At 65.3% G+C, this 17,944-nt stretch carries 18 protein-coding genes; 14 read left to right on the top strand and 4 right to left on the bottom strand.

The annotated features are described in order from the left end of the window. Positions 1 to 94 precede the first annotated feature (94 nt). The 7 genes from OK015_RS27420 (at position 95) to OK015_RS27390 (ending at position 7,080) form a co-directional block, all read left to right on the top strand. Positions 95 to 1,345, top strand: coding sequence for a cytochrome P450 (locus OK015_RS27420; RefSeq protein ID WP_268127965.1), 1,251 nt, complete (start codon positions 95 to 97; stop codon positions 1,343 to 1,345). Continuing rightward, a complete protein-coding gene (locus tag OK015_RS27415) occupies positions 1,345 to 2,379 on the top strand; it encodes an acyl-CoA dehydrogenase family protein (RefSeq protein ID WP_268127963.1) in 1,035 nt (344 codons plus the stop codon). Before OK015_RS27420 ends, OK015_RS27415 begins: the two co-directional genes overlap by 1 nt. Next, a complete protein-coding gene (gene fadE29, locus OK015_RS27410) occupies positions 2,370 to 3,533 on the top strand; it encodes an acyl-CoA dehydrogenase FadE29 (protein ID WP_268127961.1) in 1,164 nt (387 codons plus the stop codon). Before OK015_RS27415 ends, fadE29 begins: the two co-directional genes overlap by 10 nt. After that, the gene (locus OK015_RS27405) at positions 3,530 to 4,489 is read left to right on the top strand and encodes a bifunctional MaoC family dehydratase N-terminal/OB-fold nucleic acid binding domain-containing protein (RefSeq protein ID WP_268127959.1); all 960 of its coding nucleotides are present in this window, start codon (positions 3,530 to 3,532) and stop codon (positions 4,487 to 4,489) included. The genes fadE29 and OK015_RS27405 overlap by 4 nt, the downstream gene beginning before the upstream one ends. Then, positions 4,486 to 4,917 (top strand): MaoC family dehydratase, encoded by a 432-nt coding sequence (locus OK015_RS27400; protein ID WP_268127957.1) that lies wholly within the window; start codon positions 4,486 to 4,488, stop codon positions 4,915 to 4,917. Before OK015_RS27405 ends, OK015_RS27400 begins: the two co-directional genes overlap by 4 nt. Further along, entirely contained in the window at positions 4,917 to 6,110 is a 1,194-nt protein-coding gene (locus tag OK015_RS27395; RefSeq protein ID WP_268127955.1) for a lipid-transfer protein, read from the top strand. The genes OK015_RS27400 and OK015_RS27395 overlap by 1 nt, the downstream gene beginning before the upstream one ends. Positions 6,111 to 6,234: 124 nt before the next feature. Continuing rightward, positions 6,235 to 7,080: a DUF559 domain-containing protein gene (locus OK015_RS27390; RefSeq protein WP_268127953.1), complete on the top strand. Its 846-nt coding sequence runs from the start codon at positions 6,235 to 6,237 to the stop codon at positions 7,078 to 7,080. 53 nt (positions 7,081 to 7,133) lie between these two features. On the opposite strand, the gene OK015_RS27385 is transcribed toward OK015_RS27390, so the two are convergent. Then, on the bottom strand, positions 7,134 to 8,003 hold the full coding sequence (locus OK015_RS27385) for a MaoC/PaaZ C-terminal domain-containing protein (RefSeq protein ID WP_268127950.1): 870 nt from the start codon (positions 8,001 to 8,003) through the stop codon (positions 7,134 to 7,136). A 1-nt stretch (position 8,004) separates the two neighbouring features. Continuing rightward, complete coding sequence (gene kstD, locus OK015_RS27380) at positions 8,005 to 9,696, bottom strand: 3-oxosteroid 1-dehydrogenase (RefSeq protein WP_268127947.1); 1,692 nt, start codon at positions 9,694 to 9,696, stop codon at positions 8,005 to 8,007. 72 nt (positions 9,697 to 9,768) lie between these two features. Between kstD and OK015_RS27375 the strand changes: the two genes are divergently transcribed. From OK015_RS27375 to OK015_RS27345, 7 genes are all read left to right on the top strand, one after another. Next, entirely contained in the window at positions 9,769 to 10,554 is a 786-nt protein-coding gene (locus tag OK015_RS27375; RefSeq protein ID WP_268127944.1) for a 2-keto-4-pentenoate hydratase, read from the top strand. A 51-nt stretch (positions 10,555 to 10,605) separates the two neighbouring features. Then, positions 10,606 to 11,520, top strand: coding sequence for an acetaldehyde dehydrogenase (acetylating) (locus OK015_RS27370; RefSeq protein WP_268127942.1), 915 nt, complete (start codon positions 10,606 to 10,608; stop codon positions 11,518 to 11,520). Then, positions 11,517 to 12,569, top strand: coding sequence for a 4-hydroxy-2-oxovalerate aldolase (gene dmpG / locus OK015_RS27365; protein ID WP_268127941.1), 1,053 nt, complete (start codon positions 11,517 to 11,519; stop codon positions 12,567 to 12,569). Before OK015_RS27370 ends, dmpG begins: the two co-directional genes overlap by 4 nt. 77 nt (positions 12,570 to 12,646) lie before the next feature. Next, entirely contained in the window at positions 12,647 to 12,952 is a 306-nt protein-coding gene (locus tag OK015_RS27360) for a hypothetical protein (protein ID WP_268127939.1), read from the top strand. Positions 12,953 to 13,040: 88 nt separating this feature from the next. Further along, on the top strand, positions 13,041 to 14,180 hold the full coding sequence (locus tag OK015_RS27355) for a hypothetical protein (protein ID WP_268127937.1): 1,140 nt from the start codon (positions 13,041 to 13,043) through the stop codon (positions 14,178 to 14,180). Then, positions 14,177 to 14,959 (top strand): SDR family oxidoreductase, encoded by a 783-nt coding sequence (locus OK015_RS27350; protein WP_268127936.1) that lies wholly within the window; start codon positions 14,177 to 14,179, stop codon positions 14,957 to 14,959. The genes OK015_RS27355 and OK015_RS27350 overlap by 4 nt, the downstream gene beginning before the upstream one ends. 52 nt (positions 14,960 to 15,011) lie before the next feature. After that, positions 15,012 to 16,157 (top strand): sulfotransferase family protein, encoded by a 1,146-nt coding sequence (locus OK015_RS27345; protein ID WP_268127933.1) that lies wholly within the window; start codon positions 15,012 to 15,014, stop codon positions 16,155 to 16,157. 82 nt (positions 16,158 to 16,239) lie between these two features. Here the strand turns inward: OK015_RS27345 and OK015_RS27340 are convergent, their stop codons facing one another. Both OK015_RS27340 and OK015_RS27335 read right to left on the bottom strand, forming a co-directional pair. Continuing rightward, entirely contained in the window at positions 16,240 to 16,689 is a 450-nt protein-coding gene (locus OK015_RS27340; protein WP_268127931.1) for a hypothetical protein, read from the bottom strand. 4 nt (positions 16,690 to 16,693) lie between these two features. After that, positions 16,694 to 17,866 (bottom strand): Rieske 2Fe-2S domain-containing protein, encoded by a 1,173-nt coding sequence (locus tag OK015_RS27335; protein WP_268127930.1) that lies wholly within the window; start codon positions 17,864 to 17,866, stop codon positions 16,694 to 16,696. Positions 17,867 to 17,944: the final 78 nt, after the last annotated feature.

The following is a 17,944-nucleotide window of genomic DNA, read 5'->3' as shown; positions in this document are numbered from 1 at the left end:
CTCTGACAAGCGAGGATGGTGACCTGCCTTTTATCTGCGCAGGAGCCGTGTTTTACTGGCACTAGAACACGTTGCAATTGAGGAGCGCATACACATGGCACCCGCCAACATTCCCTCCGACTTCGACTTCCTTGACCCCGACGTCAACCTCGCCGGGCTGCCCGTCGAGGAGCTTGCCCAGCTGCGCAAGGCGGAGCCGATCCACTGGGTCGACATCCCGGGCGGCTCGGGCGGCTTCGAGGACAACGGCTACTGGATCGTCACCAAGCACGCCGACGTCAAGGAGGTATCGCGCCGCAGCGACGTCTTCTCGAGCTGGCTGAACGGTGCCATCCCGACCTGGCCGCCGGAGATGAAGCGCGAGCAGGTCGAGTTGCAGCGCAGCGTCATGCTGAACATGGACGCGCCCCACCACACCCGGCTGCGCAAGATCATCTCCCGCGGGTTCACCCCACGGGCCATCGGCCGGCTGGAAGCCGAACTGGCCCAGCGCGCCGAAAACATCGCCAAGACCGCGGCGACCGAGGGGACCGGCGACTTCGTCGAGCAGGTGTCGTGCGAGCTGCCGCTACAAGCCATCGCGGGCCTGCTCGGTGTTCCCCAGGAGGATCGCGACAAGCTCTTCCGCTGGTCCAACGAGATGACCGGCGGCACCGACCCCGAGTACGCCACCGTCGATCCCGCGCAGTCGTCGATGGAACTGATTGCGTACGCCATGGCCATGGCCGAGGAGCGGGGCAAGAACCCCACCGACGACATCGTCACCACCCTCATCCAGGCCGACATCGAGGGGGAGAAGCTCTCCGACGACGAGTTCGGCTTCTTCGTGGTGATGCTCGCGGTGGCGGGCAACGAGACCACGCGTAACTCGATCACCCACGGCATGATCGCGTTCGCGAACAACCCCGATCAGTGGGAGCTCTTCAAGAGGGAGCGCCCGGCCACCACCGCCGACGAGATCATCCGATGGGCCACCCCGGTATCGGCATTCCAGCGCACCGCCAACGAGGACATCGAGTTGGGTGGCGTGTTGATCAAGCAGGGCCAGCGGGCCGTGATGTCCTACCGCTCGGCCAACTTCGACGAAGAGGTCTTCGAGGACCCGCACACCTTCAACATCCTGCGCGACCCGAATCCGCACGTCGGTTTCGGCGGCACCGGCGCCCACTACTGCATCGGCGCGAACCTGGCCCGCATGACCATCAACCTCATCTTCAACGCGGTCGCCGACCAGATGCCGGACATCAAGTCGGTTGGCGAGCCCGAGCGACTACGGTCAGGGTGGCTCAACGGCATCAAGCACTGGCAGGTCGACTACACGGGAAAGAGCGCGGTTAATTCCTAATGGATTTCGATCTCACTGCAACGCAGCAGGCCGTCGCTGACGTTGTCACGTCCGTGCTGGAACGGGATTTGACGTGGGACGCACTCGTCCGCGGGGGGGTGACGGCGCTACCGGTGCCCGAACGTCTCGGCGGCGACGGCGTCGGTCTCCCCGAGGTCGCCACGGTGCTGACCGAGGTGGGGCGCCACGGTGCGATCACGCCGGCCCTGGCCACGCTGGGCTTCGGCGTGCTGCCGCTGGTGGATCTGGCCTCCGATGACCAACAGGACCGGTTCTTGGCGGGCCTGGTCAAGGGGGCCGATGGCGGGGTGCTGACCGCGGCGCTCAACGAGCCCGGTTCGGCGCTGCCCGACCGGCCCGCCACCACCTTCGCCGACGGGCGGTTGACGGGCACCAAAGTCGGTGTCGCGTACGCCGAACAAGCGGATTGGATCATCGTGACGGCCGACAGTGCGGTCGTCGTGGTGTCGCCGACGGCCGACGGTGTGGAGCTGGTTCGCACCCCGACGTCGAATGGCTCCGATGAGTACACGGTGACGTTTGCCGCTGTCGCGGTTCCCGACACCGACGTATTGGCCGGCGCCGCCGCGCGCCGGGTCAACGAGCTGGCGTTGGCGGCGATCGGCGCCTTCACCGATGGACTGGTGGCCGGGGCGCTGCGGCTGACCGCGGATTACGTGGCCGGGCGCAAGCAGTTCGGCAAGCCGCTGTCGACCTTTCAGACCGTGGCGGCACAGCTCGCCGAGGTCTACATCGCTTCGCGCACCATCGATTTGGCGGCGAAGTCGGTCGTTTGGCGCCTGTCCTTGGGGGGCGAGCCCGCCCCCCAGTTGCGGGCCGATCTCGATGTGCTCGGGTACTGGATCACGTCGCAGGCCCCGCCGGTGATGCAAATCTGCCATCACCTGCACGGCGGTATGGGGATGGACATCACCTACCCCATGCACCGGTACTACTCCACGATCAAGGACCTGTCCCGGTTGCTGGGTGGGTCCTCTCATCGTCTAGACCTGGTGGGAGCGCAATGTTCATAGATCTGACCCCGGAGCAGCGTCAGCTGCAAGCCGAGCTGCGCGAATACTTCTCGAATCTGATTTCGCCCGACGAGGCGAAGGCGATGGAGTCCGACCGTCACAACGAGGCCTATCGCGCGGTGATCCGGCGGATGGGCCAGGACGGCAAGCTCGGCGTGGGTTGGCCAAAGGAGTTCGGCGGCCACGGCTTCGGCCCGATCGAGCAGTCGATCTTCGTCAACGAGGCGCACCGGGCCGACGTGCCACTGCCCGCGGTGACGCTGCAGACGGTCGGACCCACCCTGCAGCAATACGGCAGCGAGCTGCAGAAGAAGAAGTTCCTGCCTTCCATCCTCGCCGGCGAGGTGCACTTCGCTATCGGCTATACCGAACCGGAAGCCGGCACCGACCTGGCATCCCTGCGGACCACGGCGGTGCGCCACGGCGACGAATACATCGTCAACGGTCAGAAAATCTTCACCACCGGTGCCCACGATGCCGACTACATCTGGCTGGCCTGCCGCACCGACCCGGAAGCCGTTAAGCACAAGGGCATTTCGATCCTGATCGTCGACACCAAGGACCCCGGCTACTCCTGGACTCCGATCATCCTGTCCGACGGCGCCCACCACACCAACGCCACCTACTACAACGATGTGCGGGTGCCCGCCGACATGCTGGTCGGCGAGGAGAACGGCGGATGGCGGCTGATCACCACGCAACTCAACAATGAGCGCGTGATGCTCGGTCCCGCGGGCCGCACCGCCGGGATCTACGACCGGTTGCACGCCTGGGCATCCAAGCCGGGTGGCGACGGCGTCACGCCGGTCGATCACGCCGACGTCAAGCGCGCGCTGGGTGAGATCTACTCGATGTGGCGCATCAACGAGCTACTCAACTGGCAGGTCGCCGCCGCCGGTGAGGACATCAACGTGGCCGATGCCGCGTCGACGAAAGTCTTTGGTACCGAGAGCATTCAGTACATCGGTCGGCTCGCCGAGGAGATCGTCGGCAAATACGGTAACCCGGCCGAGTCCGACACCGCCGAGCTGCTGGAGTGGCTCGACTCGCAAACCAAGCGCAATTTGGTGATTACCTTCGGTGGAGGCGTGAACGAGGTTATGCGTGAAATGATCGCGGCGTCCGGCCTCAAAGTGCCGAGGGTGCCTCGATGACCGATATCCGGGAGTCGATCGCGGAAATCACGTCCACTGTTGTCGCCAAGCAGCGCGACGCCAGGGATCCGGTGAACGAGCCGACGATCAAGACGTGGGTGGAAGCGCTCGGGGACCGCAACCCCATCTACACGGACGAGGCCGCCGCCCGCGCGGCCGGACATCCGGGAATTGTCGCCCCACCGGCAATGATTCAGGTATGGACCATGTTCGGCCTGGGCGGCGAGCGTCCAACCGACGATCCCATGGGTCCGCTGATGGAGCTGTTCGACCGCGCCGGGTACGTCGGCGTGGTGGCCACCAACTGCGAGCAGACCTATCACCGGTATCTGCGGCCCGGCGAGCAGGTCAGCATCGCTTCCGAGATGCGCGACGTGGTCGGCCCGAAGCAGACCGCGCTCGGTGAGGGCTGGTTCATCAACCAGCACATCACCTGGCGTGTCGGTGACGAGGATGTCGCCGAGATGGCATGGCGCATACTGAAATTCAAACCTCGCGAATCCTCGGATGACGCGGCGCCGGCTGCGGTGCCCGCAGATCTGGATCCGGACGCCATGATGCGTCCCGCGTTGTCGCGCGACACCGCCTTCTTCTGGGAGGGTGTCGCAGCGCACGAGCTGCGTGTCCAGCGGCGGCCCGACGGTAGCTTGCAGCACCCACCGGTACCGGCGGTGTGGCAGGACAAAGAACAGCCGATCGATTATGTGGTGGCTGCCGGGAAGGGCACGGTGTACAGCTTCGTCGTGCACCACGCGCCCAAGGTGCCGGGCCGCACGCTGCCCTTCGTGATCGCCTTGGTCGAGCTCGAGGAAGGCGTGCGCATGCTGGGTGAGCTGCGCAACGTCGATCACGCCGACGTGACGATCGGAATGCCGGTTCGCGCAACCTATATCGACTTCCCGGCCGGCGATTCCGGACCGGAGTGGACACTGTGCGCCTGGGAGCCGGAGGCATGAGCGCACCTGGGTCGGATGTCGCCGCCAAGGCGGCTCCGCAAATCCAAAAGGGCACGACGCTGCCCGAACTCAAGATCTACGGCGACCCCACGTTCATCATCTCGACAGCCATTGCGACCCGGGACTACCAGGATGTGCACCACGACCGGGACAAGGCGCAGGCCAAGGGATCCAAGGACATCTTCGTCAACATCCTCACCGACACCGGGCTGGTGCAGCGCTTTATCACCGACTGGGCCGGGCCGTCGGCGCTGATCAAGTCGATCGGGCTGCGACTGGGGGTGCCGTGGTACGCGTACGACACGATCACCTTCTCCGGTGAGGTGACCGCGGTCGAGAACGGGTTGATCACAGTGAAAGTGTTTGGCCGCAACAGCCTTGGCGACCATGTCATCGCAACGGCCACATTCACGATCGGGGACGTCTAATGTCCCTCGCAAGCGGGAGGGGCCCCCTGTCGGGTAAGGCGGCCATCGTCGGTATCGGTGCGACCGACTTCTCGAAGAACTCCGGTCGAAGCGAGCTGCGACTGGCCGCCGAAGCGGTGCTCGCCGCTCTCGATGACGCGGGCCTGAGCCCTGCCGACGTCGACGGGCTGACCACCTTCACGATGGACACCAACAACGAGACCGCGGTAGCGCGGGCGGTCGGCATCGGGGACCTGAAGTTCTTTGCCCAGACGGGATACGGCGGGGGTGCCGCGTGCGGGACCGTGTTGCACGCGGCGATGGCCGTCGCCACCGGTGTGGCCGACGTCGTGGTGGCGTACCGGGCATTCAACGAGCGGTCGGGTATGCGGTTCGGCCAGGTGCAGACTCGCTTAGCGGGAAGTGCTGGCGTGCAAGCTGATTCGACGGCGGCCGACAATTCCTTCTCATATCCGCACGGGCTGTCGACGCCGGCCGCGCAGGTCGCGATGATCGCTCAGCGTTACATGCACTGGTCCGGGGCGACCAGCCGTGACTTCGGCGCCATCTCGGTGGCCGACCGCAGGCACGCCGCCAAGAACCCCAAGGCTTACTTCTACGAGAAGCCGATCACCATTGAGGAACACCAGAATTCGCGGTGGATTGCCGAGCCGCTGCGGCTGCTGGACTGCTGCCAGGAGACCGACGGCGCGGTCGCGATCGTGGTGACGTCGGTGGAGCGGGCGAAAGATCTCAAACAACGCCCCGCGGTGATCGAGGCGGCGTCGCAAGGCTCCAGCCCCGACCAGTACACGATGGTCAGCTACTACCGGCCGGAACTGGGTCTGCCCGAGATGGGTGTGGTGGGCCAACAGTTGTGGCAGCAGTCAGGCCTCTCGCCGGCCGACATCCAAACCGCGGTGATTTACGACCACTTCACGCCGTTCACCCTGATTCAGTTGGAGGAGTTGGGTTTCTGCGGCAAGGGTGAGGCCAAGGAGTTCATCGCCGACGGTGCTGTCGAGATCGGCGGACGGCTGCCCATCAACACCCACGGCGGCCAACTCGGCGAGGCCTACATCCACGGCATGAACGGCATCGCGGAGGGTGTGCGGCAACTGCGGGGTACCTCGGTGAACCCGGTGCCCGACGTCGAGCACGTGCTCGTCACCGCAGGAACCGGCGTGCCCACCTCCGGACTGATCCTCGGCTAGCTTGCCTTTTTGCGCCCCGCCCGTCGAGCGCGCGGCTAGCCGCGCGTTCGACGCTGAACGCGAAGCTGGCCGCGCGCTCGTCGACTGAAGTGACGTAGGCAGTACGGCATGCGACGCTGCCCCGATGGGTGAGCCGTTCGTCGGCACTGAGGCAATCGCCCTCGGTACTTTGACCAAGAGCCAGTTGAATAGGCGTTATCGGCGACTATTCCGAGACGTCTACGTCGATCCCGACACTGAAGTCACGTCTGTCCTGCGGGCGAAGGCCGGGTGGCTGTGGAGCGGACGGCGCGCAGTGGTGGCGGGTTTCTCTGCGGCAGCGCTGCACGGCAGCAAATGGGTCGACGACCACAAAGTGGTGGAGTTGATTCACATCCATCGCCACCCGGTGCCGGGAATCCAGATGCACGGCGACGTCGTCGATGCGGACGAAGCCGAGGTGATCGACGGCGTCGCGGTGACATCGCCCGCGAGGACAGCTCTCGACCTTGGGTGTTGGTACCCGACCACGACTGCTGTGGCTGGTATCGACGCATTGGCGAGAGCAGCTGAGGTCAAGGCGGCGGATGTCGAGTTGCTCGCTAAGAGGTATCCGGGACGCCGCGGAATCGTGCAAGCACGGAAGGCGGCGGCCCTTTTTGACGCGGGCTCGCAGTCACCCAGGGAGTCGTGGCTTCGTATTGTCTTGATTCAGGCCGGCTTGCCGCGACCACATACGCAGATTCCGGTGCTCGACGAATGTGGCAACTTCGCCGCCTATCTCGATATGGGCTGGGAGGACGTCAAGGTCGCAGTCGAATACGACGGCGAACAACATCGGAATGATCGATGGCAGTACACGCGAGACATCCGCCGATTGGAAGCTCTGGAGCGCCTCGGCTGGATCGTGGTCCGCGTGGTGGCGGGAGATCGTCCGCCCGCCATCGTTCGCCGGGTTCGCGCGGCTCGTGCGCGCCGAACGTACAGCTAGCCGCGCGTTCGAGCACGAGAGTGCGGCTAGCCGCGCGTTCGACGAACAAGCGTCTACGCGGGGACGAGCTCGACGCCGCTGAGCACCACCGCGTTGTCACGCGACGGCGCAACGACGCTGGCCAGGAAGCGGTTGTCGTCCTTCCAGATGCCGACCCTGAGCGTTTCGCCGGGGAATGCCACACCGGCAAAGCGCGCGCCGTAAGCGGCCACGGCCTTCGCGTCGCCGTCCAGCAGCGCGTCGGTGATGGCCTTACACGTCATGCCGTAGGTGCACAACCCATGCAGGATCGGCTGGGAAAATCCTGCAGCAGCGGCGAATTCGGGATCAGAGTGCAGTGGATTGCGGTCGCCGCAGAGCCGGTACAGCAATGCCTGCTGGGGCAGGATCGGCACGTCGACCTCGAGGTCGGGAGCCCGATCGGGCGCTCCGTCCGACGACCCACCCCCTGAAGGCCCACGCTCGCCACCGAATCCGCCTTCACCGCGGGCGAAGATCGAGCGGCGCTGCGTCCACAGCACGGTGCCATCCGGCGCCGACGCCGTCGTCTCGCTCCAGATCACCGCGGCCTTGCCCTTGTCCCAGATATCGGTGAACCGGGTGACGGCCGTGGCGGAACCCGACGCCGGCAGCGGCCCGGGTACTTCGATCCGCTCGCTGGCGTGCAGCACCTTGCTCAGCTCGATGTCGATGCCCGGGAACTGCACCGTCGGAGGCTTGGTCATGTGAAAGGAGGCCGCGACGTTGCCGAACGTCGGCAGCACCTGCGGGGTGTCGTCGATCAGATAGCGCAGCTCGCGTGCGTCCATGGGGTCGGCGCCCGCGCCCAGCCCAAGGTGATAGAGCTGGATATCGCTACTGGTCCAAGAGAATTCGATGGGCTCTAGCTCGGCAGCCAGCGCGACGTCTACATCGATTGGCATGTCAGTTCCTTCCGCCCTGATCGGCGATGTGCAGCGCGGCGAGGTACCCGAAGGTCATCGCCGGCCCAATGGTGCCGCCCGGACCCGGATAGGTGTGCCCCATCACGGGTGCACTGACGTTGCCCGCGGCGTACAGGCCGTCGATGATGCTGCCATCGTCGCGCAGTGCGCGGCCATGGACATCGGTGCGGATGCCACCTTTGGTCCCCAGGTCGCCGGGCACCATCTTGGCGGCGTAATACGGCGCGTGGGTCAGTTCGCCGAGGTTCGGGTTGGGCTTGTTGGTGGGGTCGCCGTAGTACCGGTCGTAGGCGCTCTCGCCGCGGCGGAAGTCTTCGTCGACACCCGATCGGGCGAAGCCGTTGAACCGTGCCACGGTTTCGGTGAACTCGGCGACCGGAAGACCCGCCGCCTCGGCCAACTCCTCGAGCGTATCGGCCTTGATGATGACGCCGGACTCCATCCACTTGCGCGGAATGCGTTGTCCTGGTTGCAGTCCCGCGAAGATGTAGCGGTCTCGGTACTGCTGGTCGAACACCAGCCAAGCGGGAATGTTCTCGCCCGGCCCGGGCCCCTGGCCGTGTTCCCCGCCGTACATGTGGTGGCAAGCTTCGACGTAGGGCATCGATTCGTTCATGAACCGCTTGCCGGACATGTTGACGATGATCGAGCCGGGCGAGTTGCGCTCCGATAAGGCGAACCACGGTGCGCCCACCAGCGGCACCGTGGGGCCCCACCATGCGTCCTCCATGATGTCCAGTGCGGCGCCCAGCTTTTCGCCCGCGATGATGCCGTCACCGGTGTTGGCCTTCGCGCCGACGGTCCATTCGCTGGTGATCGGTGCGCGCTGGTATTTCACCCGCATCTGCTCGTTGTGCTCGAAACCGCCACTGGCCAGGATCACTCCGCGCCGTGCCCGGATCAGGTGCGGCTCGGCGGATTCCGATGCACCGGTGTCGCGGACGTAGACCCCGCGCACGACGCCGTCTTCGACGTACAGGTCGGTGAGCGCGGTGTTCAGCTGGACCGGAACGCCGGCCCGCTGCAGCCCGATCCGCAAGGGCGCGATCAGGGCCCGCCCCATGCCGACGAGGTTCTTGCCGGTGGTCTTGGCCCACATCGTGCGGGCGCCGACCTTCAGGCTGCGCAGCACTCCCCGCGGGTGCCGCTTCAGCATGTTCAGTCGCACGTAGTCCTGTTGCATCACAACCACATTGAGCGGCACTTTGCCGTACGCCGGCTCCAGCCCGCCCTCGTCAGGACCGAGCTTGCGCGCATTGAACGGCTTGGGCTCGATCGAGCGCCCCTCCGCGCGGCCGCCGGGCGCTTCGGGGTAGTAGTCGGAATACCGGGGCACCCAGCACATCTTGAGCGGCGTATGCCGAAGCACGAAGGACAGCATCTCGGGGCCGCGCTCGAGGTAGGTGTCGATGCGCTCCGGCTCGACGACCGTGCCGACGATGCCGTGTAGGTAGGTGCGGGCAGCCTCGGGCGTGTCCTTCACGCCGGCGCGCTTGAGCACCTCGTTGTTCGGAATCCAGACGCCGCCGCCTGAGCGTGCGGTGGAGCCGCCGAAGTGTGGAGCCTTCTCGATGACTACTGTCGAAAGGCCTCGGTGCGCGGCGGCGAGGGCGGCCACCATCCCGGCGGCGCCGCTTCCGACCACGACGACGTCGTACTCCTGCGCTGTCATGTAGAACACGTTATAGAATTGCCCGGGCTGGCCGCTACCGGCCCGGTCAAACGGACGAGGGGACTTCGGTAAATGCTCAGTGTTGCGATCCGCGACGAGCTGGCAGCCGACCTGGCGCAAGCCGAACGTAGCCGTGAGCCGATCGCGCCGTTAACCTCCGCGCACCCCGACATCGACGTCGTCGACGCGTACGAGATCCAGCTGATCAACATCCGGCAGCGGGTCGCCGAGGGTGCCCGGGTGCTGGGCCACAAGGTCGGCCTGTCCAGCAAGGCGATGCAGCAGATGATGGGGGTCGACGAGCCGGACTACGGGCACCTGCTGGACGAGATGGAGGTGTTCGAGGACACCCCCGTCAAGGCGGACAAGTACCTGTACCCGCGGGTGGAGGTCGAAGTCGGCTTCATCTTGTCCGCCGACCTGCCGGGCGCCGAGTGCACCGAAGACGACGTGCTGGCGGCCACCGAAGCCCTGGTGCCCTCCATCGAGTTGATCGACACCAGGATCACCGACTGGAAGATCGCGTTGTGCGACACCATCGCCGACAACGCCTCGTCCGCCGGTTACGTGCTGGGTAGGGCCAGGGTTTCGCCGGCCGACATCGATGTGAAGGCCATCGACGCGGTGCTGACCCGCAACGGCGAAGTGATCGCCGAGGGCCGCAGCGACGCCGTGCTGGGCAATCCGGTGACGGCCGTGGCCTGGCTGGCCCGCAAGGTCGAGAGCTTCGGGGTCAGGCTGCGCAAGGGCGACGTGGTGCTTCCCGGTTCGTGCACGAGGGCGATCGATGCGCGTCCCGGTGACGACTTCGTCGCCGATTTCGCGGGGCTGGGTTCAGTTCATTTGTCGTTTGAATAGGCTCGGATTAGTTTTGAATCAGTTGATTTAACGCTTCGAAAAAGGAGCATCATGCCGTCGAAGGCAAGCGTCGCAATTGTCGGATCGGGAAACATCAGCACCGACCTGCTGTACAAGCTACTGCGCTCGGACTGGCTGGAACCGCGCTGGATGGTGGGGATCGACCCGGAGAGCGAAGGCCTCGCGCGGGCCCGCAAGCTGGGCTTGGAGACCACCCACGAGGGAGTCGACTGGCTGCTGGCTCAGTCCGAGAAACCCGACCTGGTGTTCGAGGCCACCAGCGCCTACGTGCACCGGGACGCGGCGCCGAAATACGAGGCCGCCGGGATCCGGGCCATCGACCTGACGCCGGCCGCGGTGGGCCCGGCGGTCATTCCGCCGGCGAACCTGCGCCAGCATCTGGACGCGCCGAACGTCAACATGATCACCTGCGGGGGGCAGGCGACGATTCCGATCGTCTACGCCGTGTCGCGCACGGTCGAGGTGCCTTACGCCGAGATCGTCGCATCGGTGTCGTCCTCGTCCGCGGGACCGGGCACCAGGGCCAACATCGACGAGTTCACCAAGACGACCAGCAAGGGCGTCGAGACCATCGGTGGGGCCGCGCGCGGCAAGGCGATCATCATCTTGAACCCGGCCGATCCGCCGATGATCATGCGCGACACCATCTTCTGTGCGATCCCCGAGGACGCCGACCGCGATGCGATCGCCAAATCCATCCACGACGTGGTCGCCGAGGTACAGACTTACGTCCCCGGCTACCGGCTGCTCAACGAGCCGCAATTCGACGACCCGTCGATCAACTCGGGCGAGCAGGCCCTGGTCACGACGTTCGTCGAGGTCGAGGGCGCCGGAGATTACTTGCCGCCCTATGCGGGCAACCTCGACATCATGACGGCGGCGGCCACCAAGGTCGGCGAGGAGATCGCCAAGAAGACGCTCGCGGTAACCGGAGGTGCGCGATGACCACCGACATTTTCTTCAACCCGATCTGGGACGTCCGTATGACGGACACGTCGCTACGTGACGGCTCACACCACAAACGCCACCAATTCACCAAGGACGAGGTCGGTTCGATCGTCGCGGCGCTGGACGCGGCCGGCGTGCCGGTAATCGAGGTGACCCACGGCGACGGCCTGGGCGGCTCGTCCTTCAACTACGGCTTCTCCAAGACTCCCGAGCAGGAGTTGATCAAGCTCGCCGCGGAGACGGCGAAAGAGGCCAAGATCGCGTTCTTGATGCTGCCCGGCGTCGGCACCAAGGAGGACATCAAGGAGGCGCAGGACAACGGCGGGTCGATCTGCCGGATCGCCACTCATTGCACCGAGGCCGACGTCTCGATTCAGCACTTCGGTCTGGCCCGCGAGCTCGGTCTGGAGACCGTTGGGTTCTTGATGATGGCCCACACCATTGCGCCGGAGAAACTCGCCGCCCAGGCCCGCATCATGGCAGACGCCGGCTGTCAGTGCGTCTACGTCGTCGACTCCGCCGGCGCCCTGGTGCTCGACGGCGTGGCCGACCGGGTATCGGCCCTGGTCGCCGAGCTCGGCGACGACGCCCAGGTGGGCTTCCACGGGCACGAGAACCTCGGGCTCGGGGTGGCCAATTCAGTCGAGGCGGTACGCGCGGGCGCCAAGCAGATCGACGGCAGCGTGCGGCGCTTCGGCGCGGGCGCGGGTAATGCTCCGGTCGAGGCCTTGATCGGCGTCTTCGACAAGATCGGCGTGAAGACCGGCATCGACTTCTTCGACATCGCCGACGCCGCCGAGGACGTGGTGCGCCCGGCCATGCCGGCCGAATGCCTGCTCGATCGCAACGCGCTGATCATGGGGTACTCCGGGGTCTACTCGAGCTTCCTCAAGCACGCTGTCCGGCAAGGCGAGCGCTACGGCGTCCCGGCGCACGAGCTGTTGCACCGGGCCGGCCAGCGCAAGCTGATAGGCGGCCAGGAAGACCAGCTGATCGACATCGCGCTGGAGATCAAGCGCGAGCAAGAAAGCGCGGTAACGCGCTGACCCCGCTGTTGTAACGCACCGGCTTCGCTTTGCTGCGGCACAGCCCGGGCACAGCCGACGCCGGTAACCTGACCGGCATGAGCACATCCAACACACTCCGCGGCCGCGGACTGTACGGCCTGCTCGCCGGGGGGCTACTCACTGCTACCGCCGCGACGGTGATCGCGCTGCCCCTGGCGGCCACAGCCAACGCGGATCCTCCCTGTAATCAGACCGTCGGCCAGTCCATCGACGCGTACCTGACGCGGCATCCCGACGTCAAAGCGCAGCTGTCCGCCAAGTCTCAGGCGGAGGGCGGCGGCCCCAACGTCATGGACTACCTGAGTCGGCATCCGGATGTGCGGCAGCATCTGATCGACCTGTCCCAGCAGTGCACCTCTTAGCGATCGGGCCTCGTCGGCAAACGTAAGCGGCGACGCGCGAGAATGTTCGCCATTGACGAAAAAGTAGAACACGTTCTAGCGTCTAGGCGTGTCCACCCATTCCTTTACGGATCCCCTCACCTCCGCGATCGCCGAGGCCGAGAAACTGGTCGCCGCCGCACCGCATATCGAGACGGAAGCCGATCTGCTCGAAGGACTGCAGTATCTGGCCGGCTGTATATCGGGCTGCACACACCTGGCCTTCGACTACGACCGCGATCACCCGTTCCTGCAGTCGGGCACCGGGCCGTTCACCAAGATGGGCCTGGACAACCCGGACACGCTGTACTTCGGTACCCGCGTGCACGCCGACCACGATTACGTGGTGACGGGCCGGCGTGGAACCACCACTGACTTGAGCTTCCAGCTGTTGGGCGGGGAGTACACCGACGACAACGTGCCGGCCAGCCAGGCCGCGTTCGACGACCGTGAGCTCGACATCGCGGCCGACGGCAGCTTCGAGTGGCGGGTACGGCCGACCCGCCCCGGCCAGTTGGTGATACGCGAGGTGTACGGCGACTGGTCGGCCCAGCGTGGCACGCTGGCGATTTCCCGGCTGGACACCGCCGGTACCGCGCCGCCGCCGCTGAGTCGTGACCTCATCGAAAAGCGTTACGCCACAGCAGGAAAGCAGCTGGTGCAGCGGGTCAAGACCTGGCTGCAGTTCCCGCAGTGGTTCTACCTGAATCTGCCGGTCAACACCATGGTGGCGCCGCGGCTGACCCCGGGGGGGCTGGCGACCCAGTACTCCTCGGTGGGGCACTACGAGCTGAATCCCGACCAGGCGCTGGTGATCACCATTCCGGTCAGCGACGCGCCCTACCTGGGCTTCCAGCTCGGCAGCCTGTGGTATATCTCACTGGACTACATCAACCACCAGACCTCACTGAATAACACTCAGGCACAGGCAGATCCGGATGGCAAGGTCCGCATCGTCGTCGCGGACGGGAATCCGGGCGTCACCAACTGGGTCGAGACCCTCGGTCACCGACGCGGGTATCTGCAGTTCCGCTGGCAGCGGGTGTCTCGCGAACTGACCGAGGCCGACGGGCCCACGGTCGAGCTGGTCGACCTCGATGCGGTGGCGCAGGCGCTACCCTACTTCGAGCACAACAAGATTTCCGAGGACGACTGGCGTGCACGAATCACGCTGCGCCATCAACAAATTCAGGCAAGGATGCTGGGATGACGAAGTTGCTCGACGGCAAGGTAGTGGTGATCAGTGGTGTCGGCCCGGGTCTGGGCACCACGTTGGCGCACCGATGCACGCGAGAGGGCGCCGATCTGGTGCTCGCGGCCCGCACTCCAGAACGCCTGGACGACGTCGCCAAGCAGATCGCAGACGTCGGCGGCCGCGCGGCGACGGTGCGTACCGACATCACCGACGACGACCAGGTCAACAACCTCGTCGACGCCACGCTCGAGGCCTACGGCAAGGTCGACGTGCTGATCAACAACGCGTTCCGGGTGCCGTCGATGAAGCCGTTGGCCGGGACCACCTTTCAGCACATCCGCGATGCGATCGAGCTCAGCGCGCTCGGCGCGCTGCGGCTCATCCAGGGCTTCACGCCGGCGCTGGCGGCATCGAAGGGCTCGGTCGTCAACGTCAACTCGATGGTGATCCGGCACTCGCAGGCGAAGTACGGTGCCTACAAGATGGCCAAGTCCGCGTTGCTTTCCATGTCGCAGTCGCTGGCCACCGAGCTGGGCGATCAAGGTATTCGGGTCAATTCCGTTGCACCCGGTTATATCTGGGGCGACACGTTGCAGGCCTACTTCAATCATCAGGCCGGCAAGTACGGCACCACGGCCGAGCAGATCTACGAGGCCACCGCGGCCAACTCCGATCTGAAGCGGCTGCCGACCGAGGACGAGGTGGCGTCGGCGATTCTGTTCATGGCCAGCGACCTGTCCAGCGGTATCACCGGGCAGACCCTGGACGTCAACTGCGGTGAGTACCACACCTAATGACCGTCACCGACGATGCAGAGCGAAGCGATGAGGAGGAGGTGGCGCATCCGTGACACAGCGCACCGATGTGGGCACCGTCGACGATTTGCACGCGTCGGCGACCAAACTGGTTGGGCTCGACGACTTCGGCGTCGACAACGACAACTACCGCGAAGCGCTCGGTGTGCTGCTGGATTCTTACCAGCGTGACGCGGGCCTAACCGCGTTGGGCAGCAAGATGAATCGGTTCTTCCTGCGCGGCGCGCTGGTGGCGAGGCTGTTCTCCGAATCCGCGTGGAAGCAGTACCCCCAGCACGCCGATGTTGCCATCGAGCAACCGATCTTCGTCACCGGGCTGCCGCGCACCGGCACCACGATCTTGCACCGGTTGCTGGGAGCCGACCCGGTACATCAAGGTCTGCACTTGTGGCTGGCCGAGTTCCCCCAGCCGCGCCCGCCGCGCGACACCTGGGAATCCAACCCGTGGTATAGCACGCTGGACGCGCAGTTCAATCAGCATCACCAAGAGAACCCGGAGTACACCGGCCTGCATTTCATGGCCGCCTATGAGCTGGAGGAATGCTGGCAGCTGCTGCGCCAGTCGCTGCATTCGGTGTCCTACGAGACGCTCTCGCACCTGCCGACTTACTCGCGGTGGTTGTCGCAACAGGACTGGACGCCGTCGTATCAGCGGCACCGCCGCAACCTTCAGTTGATCGGCCTCAATGACGCCGAAAAGCGTTGGGTGCTCAAGAATCCCAGTCATCTGTTTGCGCTGGACGCATTGCTGGAGACCTATCCCGACGCGCTGGTGATCCAGACCCACCGGCCCGTGGAGACGATCCTGGCTTCGATGTGCTCGTTGGCGCAGCACACCGCCGAGGGCTGGTCGACGACCTTTACCGGCACCCAGATCGGTGCCGACGCGATGGAGACCTGGTCGCGCGGGCTCGAGCGGTTCAACACCGTGCGCGCCAAACACGATCCGGCCCAGTTCTGCGACGTCGATTACCACGACTTGATCGCCGATCCGCTCGGAACGGTCACAGGCGTGTACCGGCACTTCGGTCTGGCGCTGACCGACGAGGCCCGAAAGGCGATGGAGGACAGCCACGCCGAGAGTCAGACCGGCGCCCGGGCACCGAAGCACAAGTACTCGCTGGCCGACTACGGGCTCACCGCGGAAGAGGTCAAGGAGCGGTTCGCCGGACTGTAAACCGTCGCGAGACGGCAACTGGCAACACATTTCGCGCGTGGCACCGTTGGTAGTTACAGTCGCGCGGCGAGGGTGAACCGGCCTAGTCCTCGTCGGGTTCCTGCTCCAGGTAACCTTCGGCCACCGCATGCTCGATGCTGTCGGACAGCCGCGGGCAAGACCTGGTTCGGGCGGTGTCACCGCCGGACTCACGCACTTCGGCAAAGTGGGCGCACCGCTGCGATGCCTCGGCATTCCATTGCACCGCAGTATGTCCCGGGCCCAGTCGTCGCACGTTCACCGTGACATGGCAGAAGCGGCAATCCACCGGCTGCAGACCCGACGTGAGATAGCGCTCGCGGTCGGCGCGACTGGCCTCGCGGACCGCGGCCGCGCGTTGTGGGTCGTTCGCGAAATCCCTAGACTTCGACCAGGATCCAGACCCGCCATTGCGGGCCGGTTTGTCTTCGTGGTCGTGGCCGTCACCATGGAGCAACAGCATCGACCGGGCGAGCCGATCGACGTCGGGGACCGCCGGCTGGTCGTCAGACATGTCGTCAGTGCTGTTCGGCTGGAACTTCTTCGGCCGCAGGGGCTTCGGCGTCCTGTGCCTTGAGGTTCTCGGCCACCTCGACGTTCCAGTGTTCAATGGCGCGAGTGGTGTCCACCTCGATCTCGAAGCGCTCCACCATCTCCGGCTCGACATCGGCGGCGTCGACGTAGAACTGCTGATACCAGCGACGCAGCTGGTAGACGGCGCCGTCCTCCTCGACCAGCAGCGGGTTGTCGATCCTGGTCTTGTGCTTCCAGATTTCGACGTCCTGCAGGAAGCCCTTACTGACACCCTCGGTGAAAACCCGGGAAAGCTTCTCGGTCATCTTTTCGTCCATGCCCTTGGGCTTCTCGACGATGACGCCCCACTGCAGGACGAACGAGTTCTGGGTCACCGGGTAATGGCAGTTGATCAGAATCGACTCGGCCTTGAAGCCGCCGTAGCTGTTGTGCAGCCAGTTGATCATGAACGACGGCCCGAAGTAGGACGCCTCGGAGTCCAGGTGTGCCTCGCCGTAGGAGGTCCCCAGATCGTTGACGTCGGGCCGGCCCACGTTGTGCAGGTACTGCGAGGCGACGTGGCCCTCGAAAACATTCTTGAAGTACGTCGGCAACCCGAAATGGATGTAGAAGAAGTGCGCCATATCGGTGACGTTGTCGATGATGTCGCGGCAGTTGGACCCCTCGATGAGAATCCGGTTCCACCGCCATTCGGTCCACTCGTCACTGTGAGCCTCCGGGATGTCCGGAATGCGCACGGCCGGGTCGGGCGGGTTGTTCTCGTGGTCGTGCCACACGAACAGCAGGCCGCCGCGCACATCGGTCGTCCAGGACCGGGTGCGCGCCGTCTTGGGTGTGCGCTTGGCGTAGGGCACCAGCTTGCAGCGTCCGTCGCCGCCCCAGCGCCAGTCGTGGAACGGGCAGGCAACTTCGTCGCCCTTGAGGGTGCCCTCGGACAGATCACCGCCCATGTGCCGGCAGTAGCCATCGAGCACCTTGATGTCGCCGTGGGAGTCGGCGAAAACCACCAGCTTGGTGCCGAACGCCTGAACCGAGTGCGGCTTGCCGTCCCGGAAGTCCTCCGCGACGCCCAGGCAGTGCCAGCCCCGGGCGTATCTGGTCGGCAACGCACCGGGATCGATTTCCCGGATGCCGACCGCTTTAGTGTCGGTAGTCACCTGGCACCTCCTACGTGCTAGCCCTCTAACTAGAACACGTTACAGTTTTTTGACACGCGTGCGCAACGACAGCGTGTC

The sequence above is a fragment of the Mycobacterium sp. Aquia_216 genome (assembly GCF_026723865.1).
Taxonomy (GTDB): domain Bacteria; phylum Actinomycetota; class Actinomycetes; order Mycobacteriales; family Mycobacteriaceae; genus Mycobacterium.
This window is presented reverse-complemented; position numbering and strand designations above follow the sequence as displayed.

Coding starts and splice junctions, on each gene's coding strand:
- OK015_RS27420 (WP_268127965.1), top strand. CDS start 95: ATGGCACCCGCCAACATTCCCTCCGACTTCGACTTCCTTGACCCCGAC.
- OK015_RS27340 (WP_268127931.1), bottom strand. CDS start 16,689: ATGTCTGACGACCAGCCGGCGGTCCCCGACGTCGATCGGCTCGCCCGG.
- OK015_RS27400 (WP_268127957.1), top strand. CDS start 4,486: ATGAGCGCACCTGGGTCGGATGTCGCCGCCAAGGCGGCTCCGCAAATC.
- OK015_RS27375 (WP_268127944.1), top strand. CDS start 9,769: ATGCTCAGTGTTGCGATCCGCGACGAGCTGGCAGCCGACCTGGCGCAA.
- OK015_RS27385 (WP_268127950.1), bottom strand. CDS start 8,003: ATGCCAATCGATGTAGACGTCGCGCTGGCTGCCGAGCTAGAGCCCATC.
- kstD (WP_268127947.1), bottom strand. CDS start 9,696: ATGACAGCGCAGGAGTACGACGTCGTCGTGGTCGGAAGCGGCGCCGCC.
- fadE29 (WP_268127961.1), top strand. CDS start 2,370: ATGTTCATAGATCTGACCCCGGAGCAGCGTCAGCTGCAAGCCGAGCTG.
- OK015_RS27350 (WP_268127936.1), top strand. CDS start 14,177: ATGACGAAGTTGCTCGACGGCAAGGTAGTGGTGATCAGTGGTGTCGGC.
- OK015_RS27395 (WP_268127955.1), top strand. CDS start 4,917: ATGTCCCTCGCAAGCGGGAGGGGCCCCCTGTCGGGTAAGGCGGCCATC.
- OK015_RS27405 (WP_268127959.1), top strand. CDS start 3,530: ATGACCGATATCCGGGAGTCGATCGCGGAAATCACGTCCACTGTTGTC.
- OK015_RS27415 (WP_268127963.1), top strand. CDS start 1,345: ATGGATTTCGATCTCACTGCAACGCAGCAGGCCGTCGCTGACGTTGTC.
- OK015_RS27370 (WP_268127942.1), top strand. CDS start 10,606: ATGCCGTCGAAGGCAAGCGTCGCAATTGTCGGATCGGGAAACATCAGC.
- OK015_RS27390 (WP_268127953.1), top strand. CDS start 6,235: ATGGGTGAGCCGTTCGTCGGCACTGAGGCAATCGCCCTCGGTACTTTG.
- dmpG (WP_268127941.1), top strand. CDS start 11,517: ATGACCACCGACATTTTCTTCAACCCGATCTGGGACGTCCGTATGACG.
- OK015_RS27360 (WP_268127939.1), top strand. CDS start 12,647: ATGAGCACATCCAACACACTCCGCGGCCGCGGACTGTACGGCCTGCTC.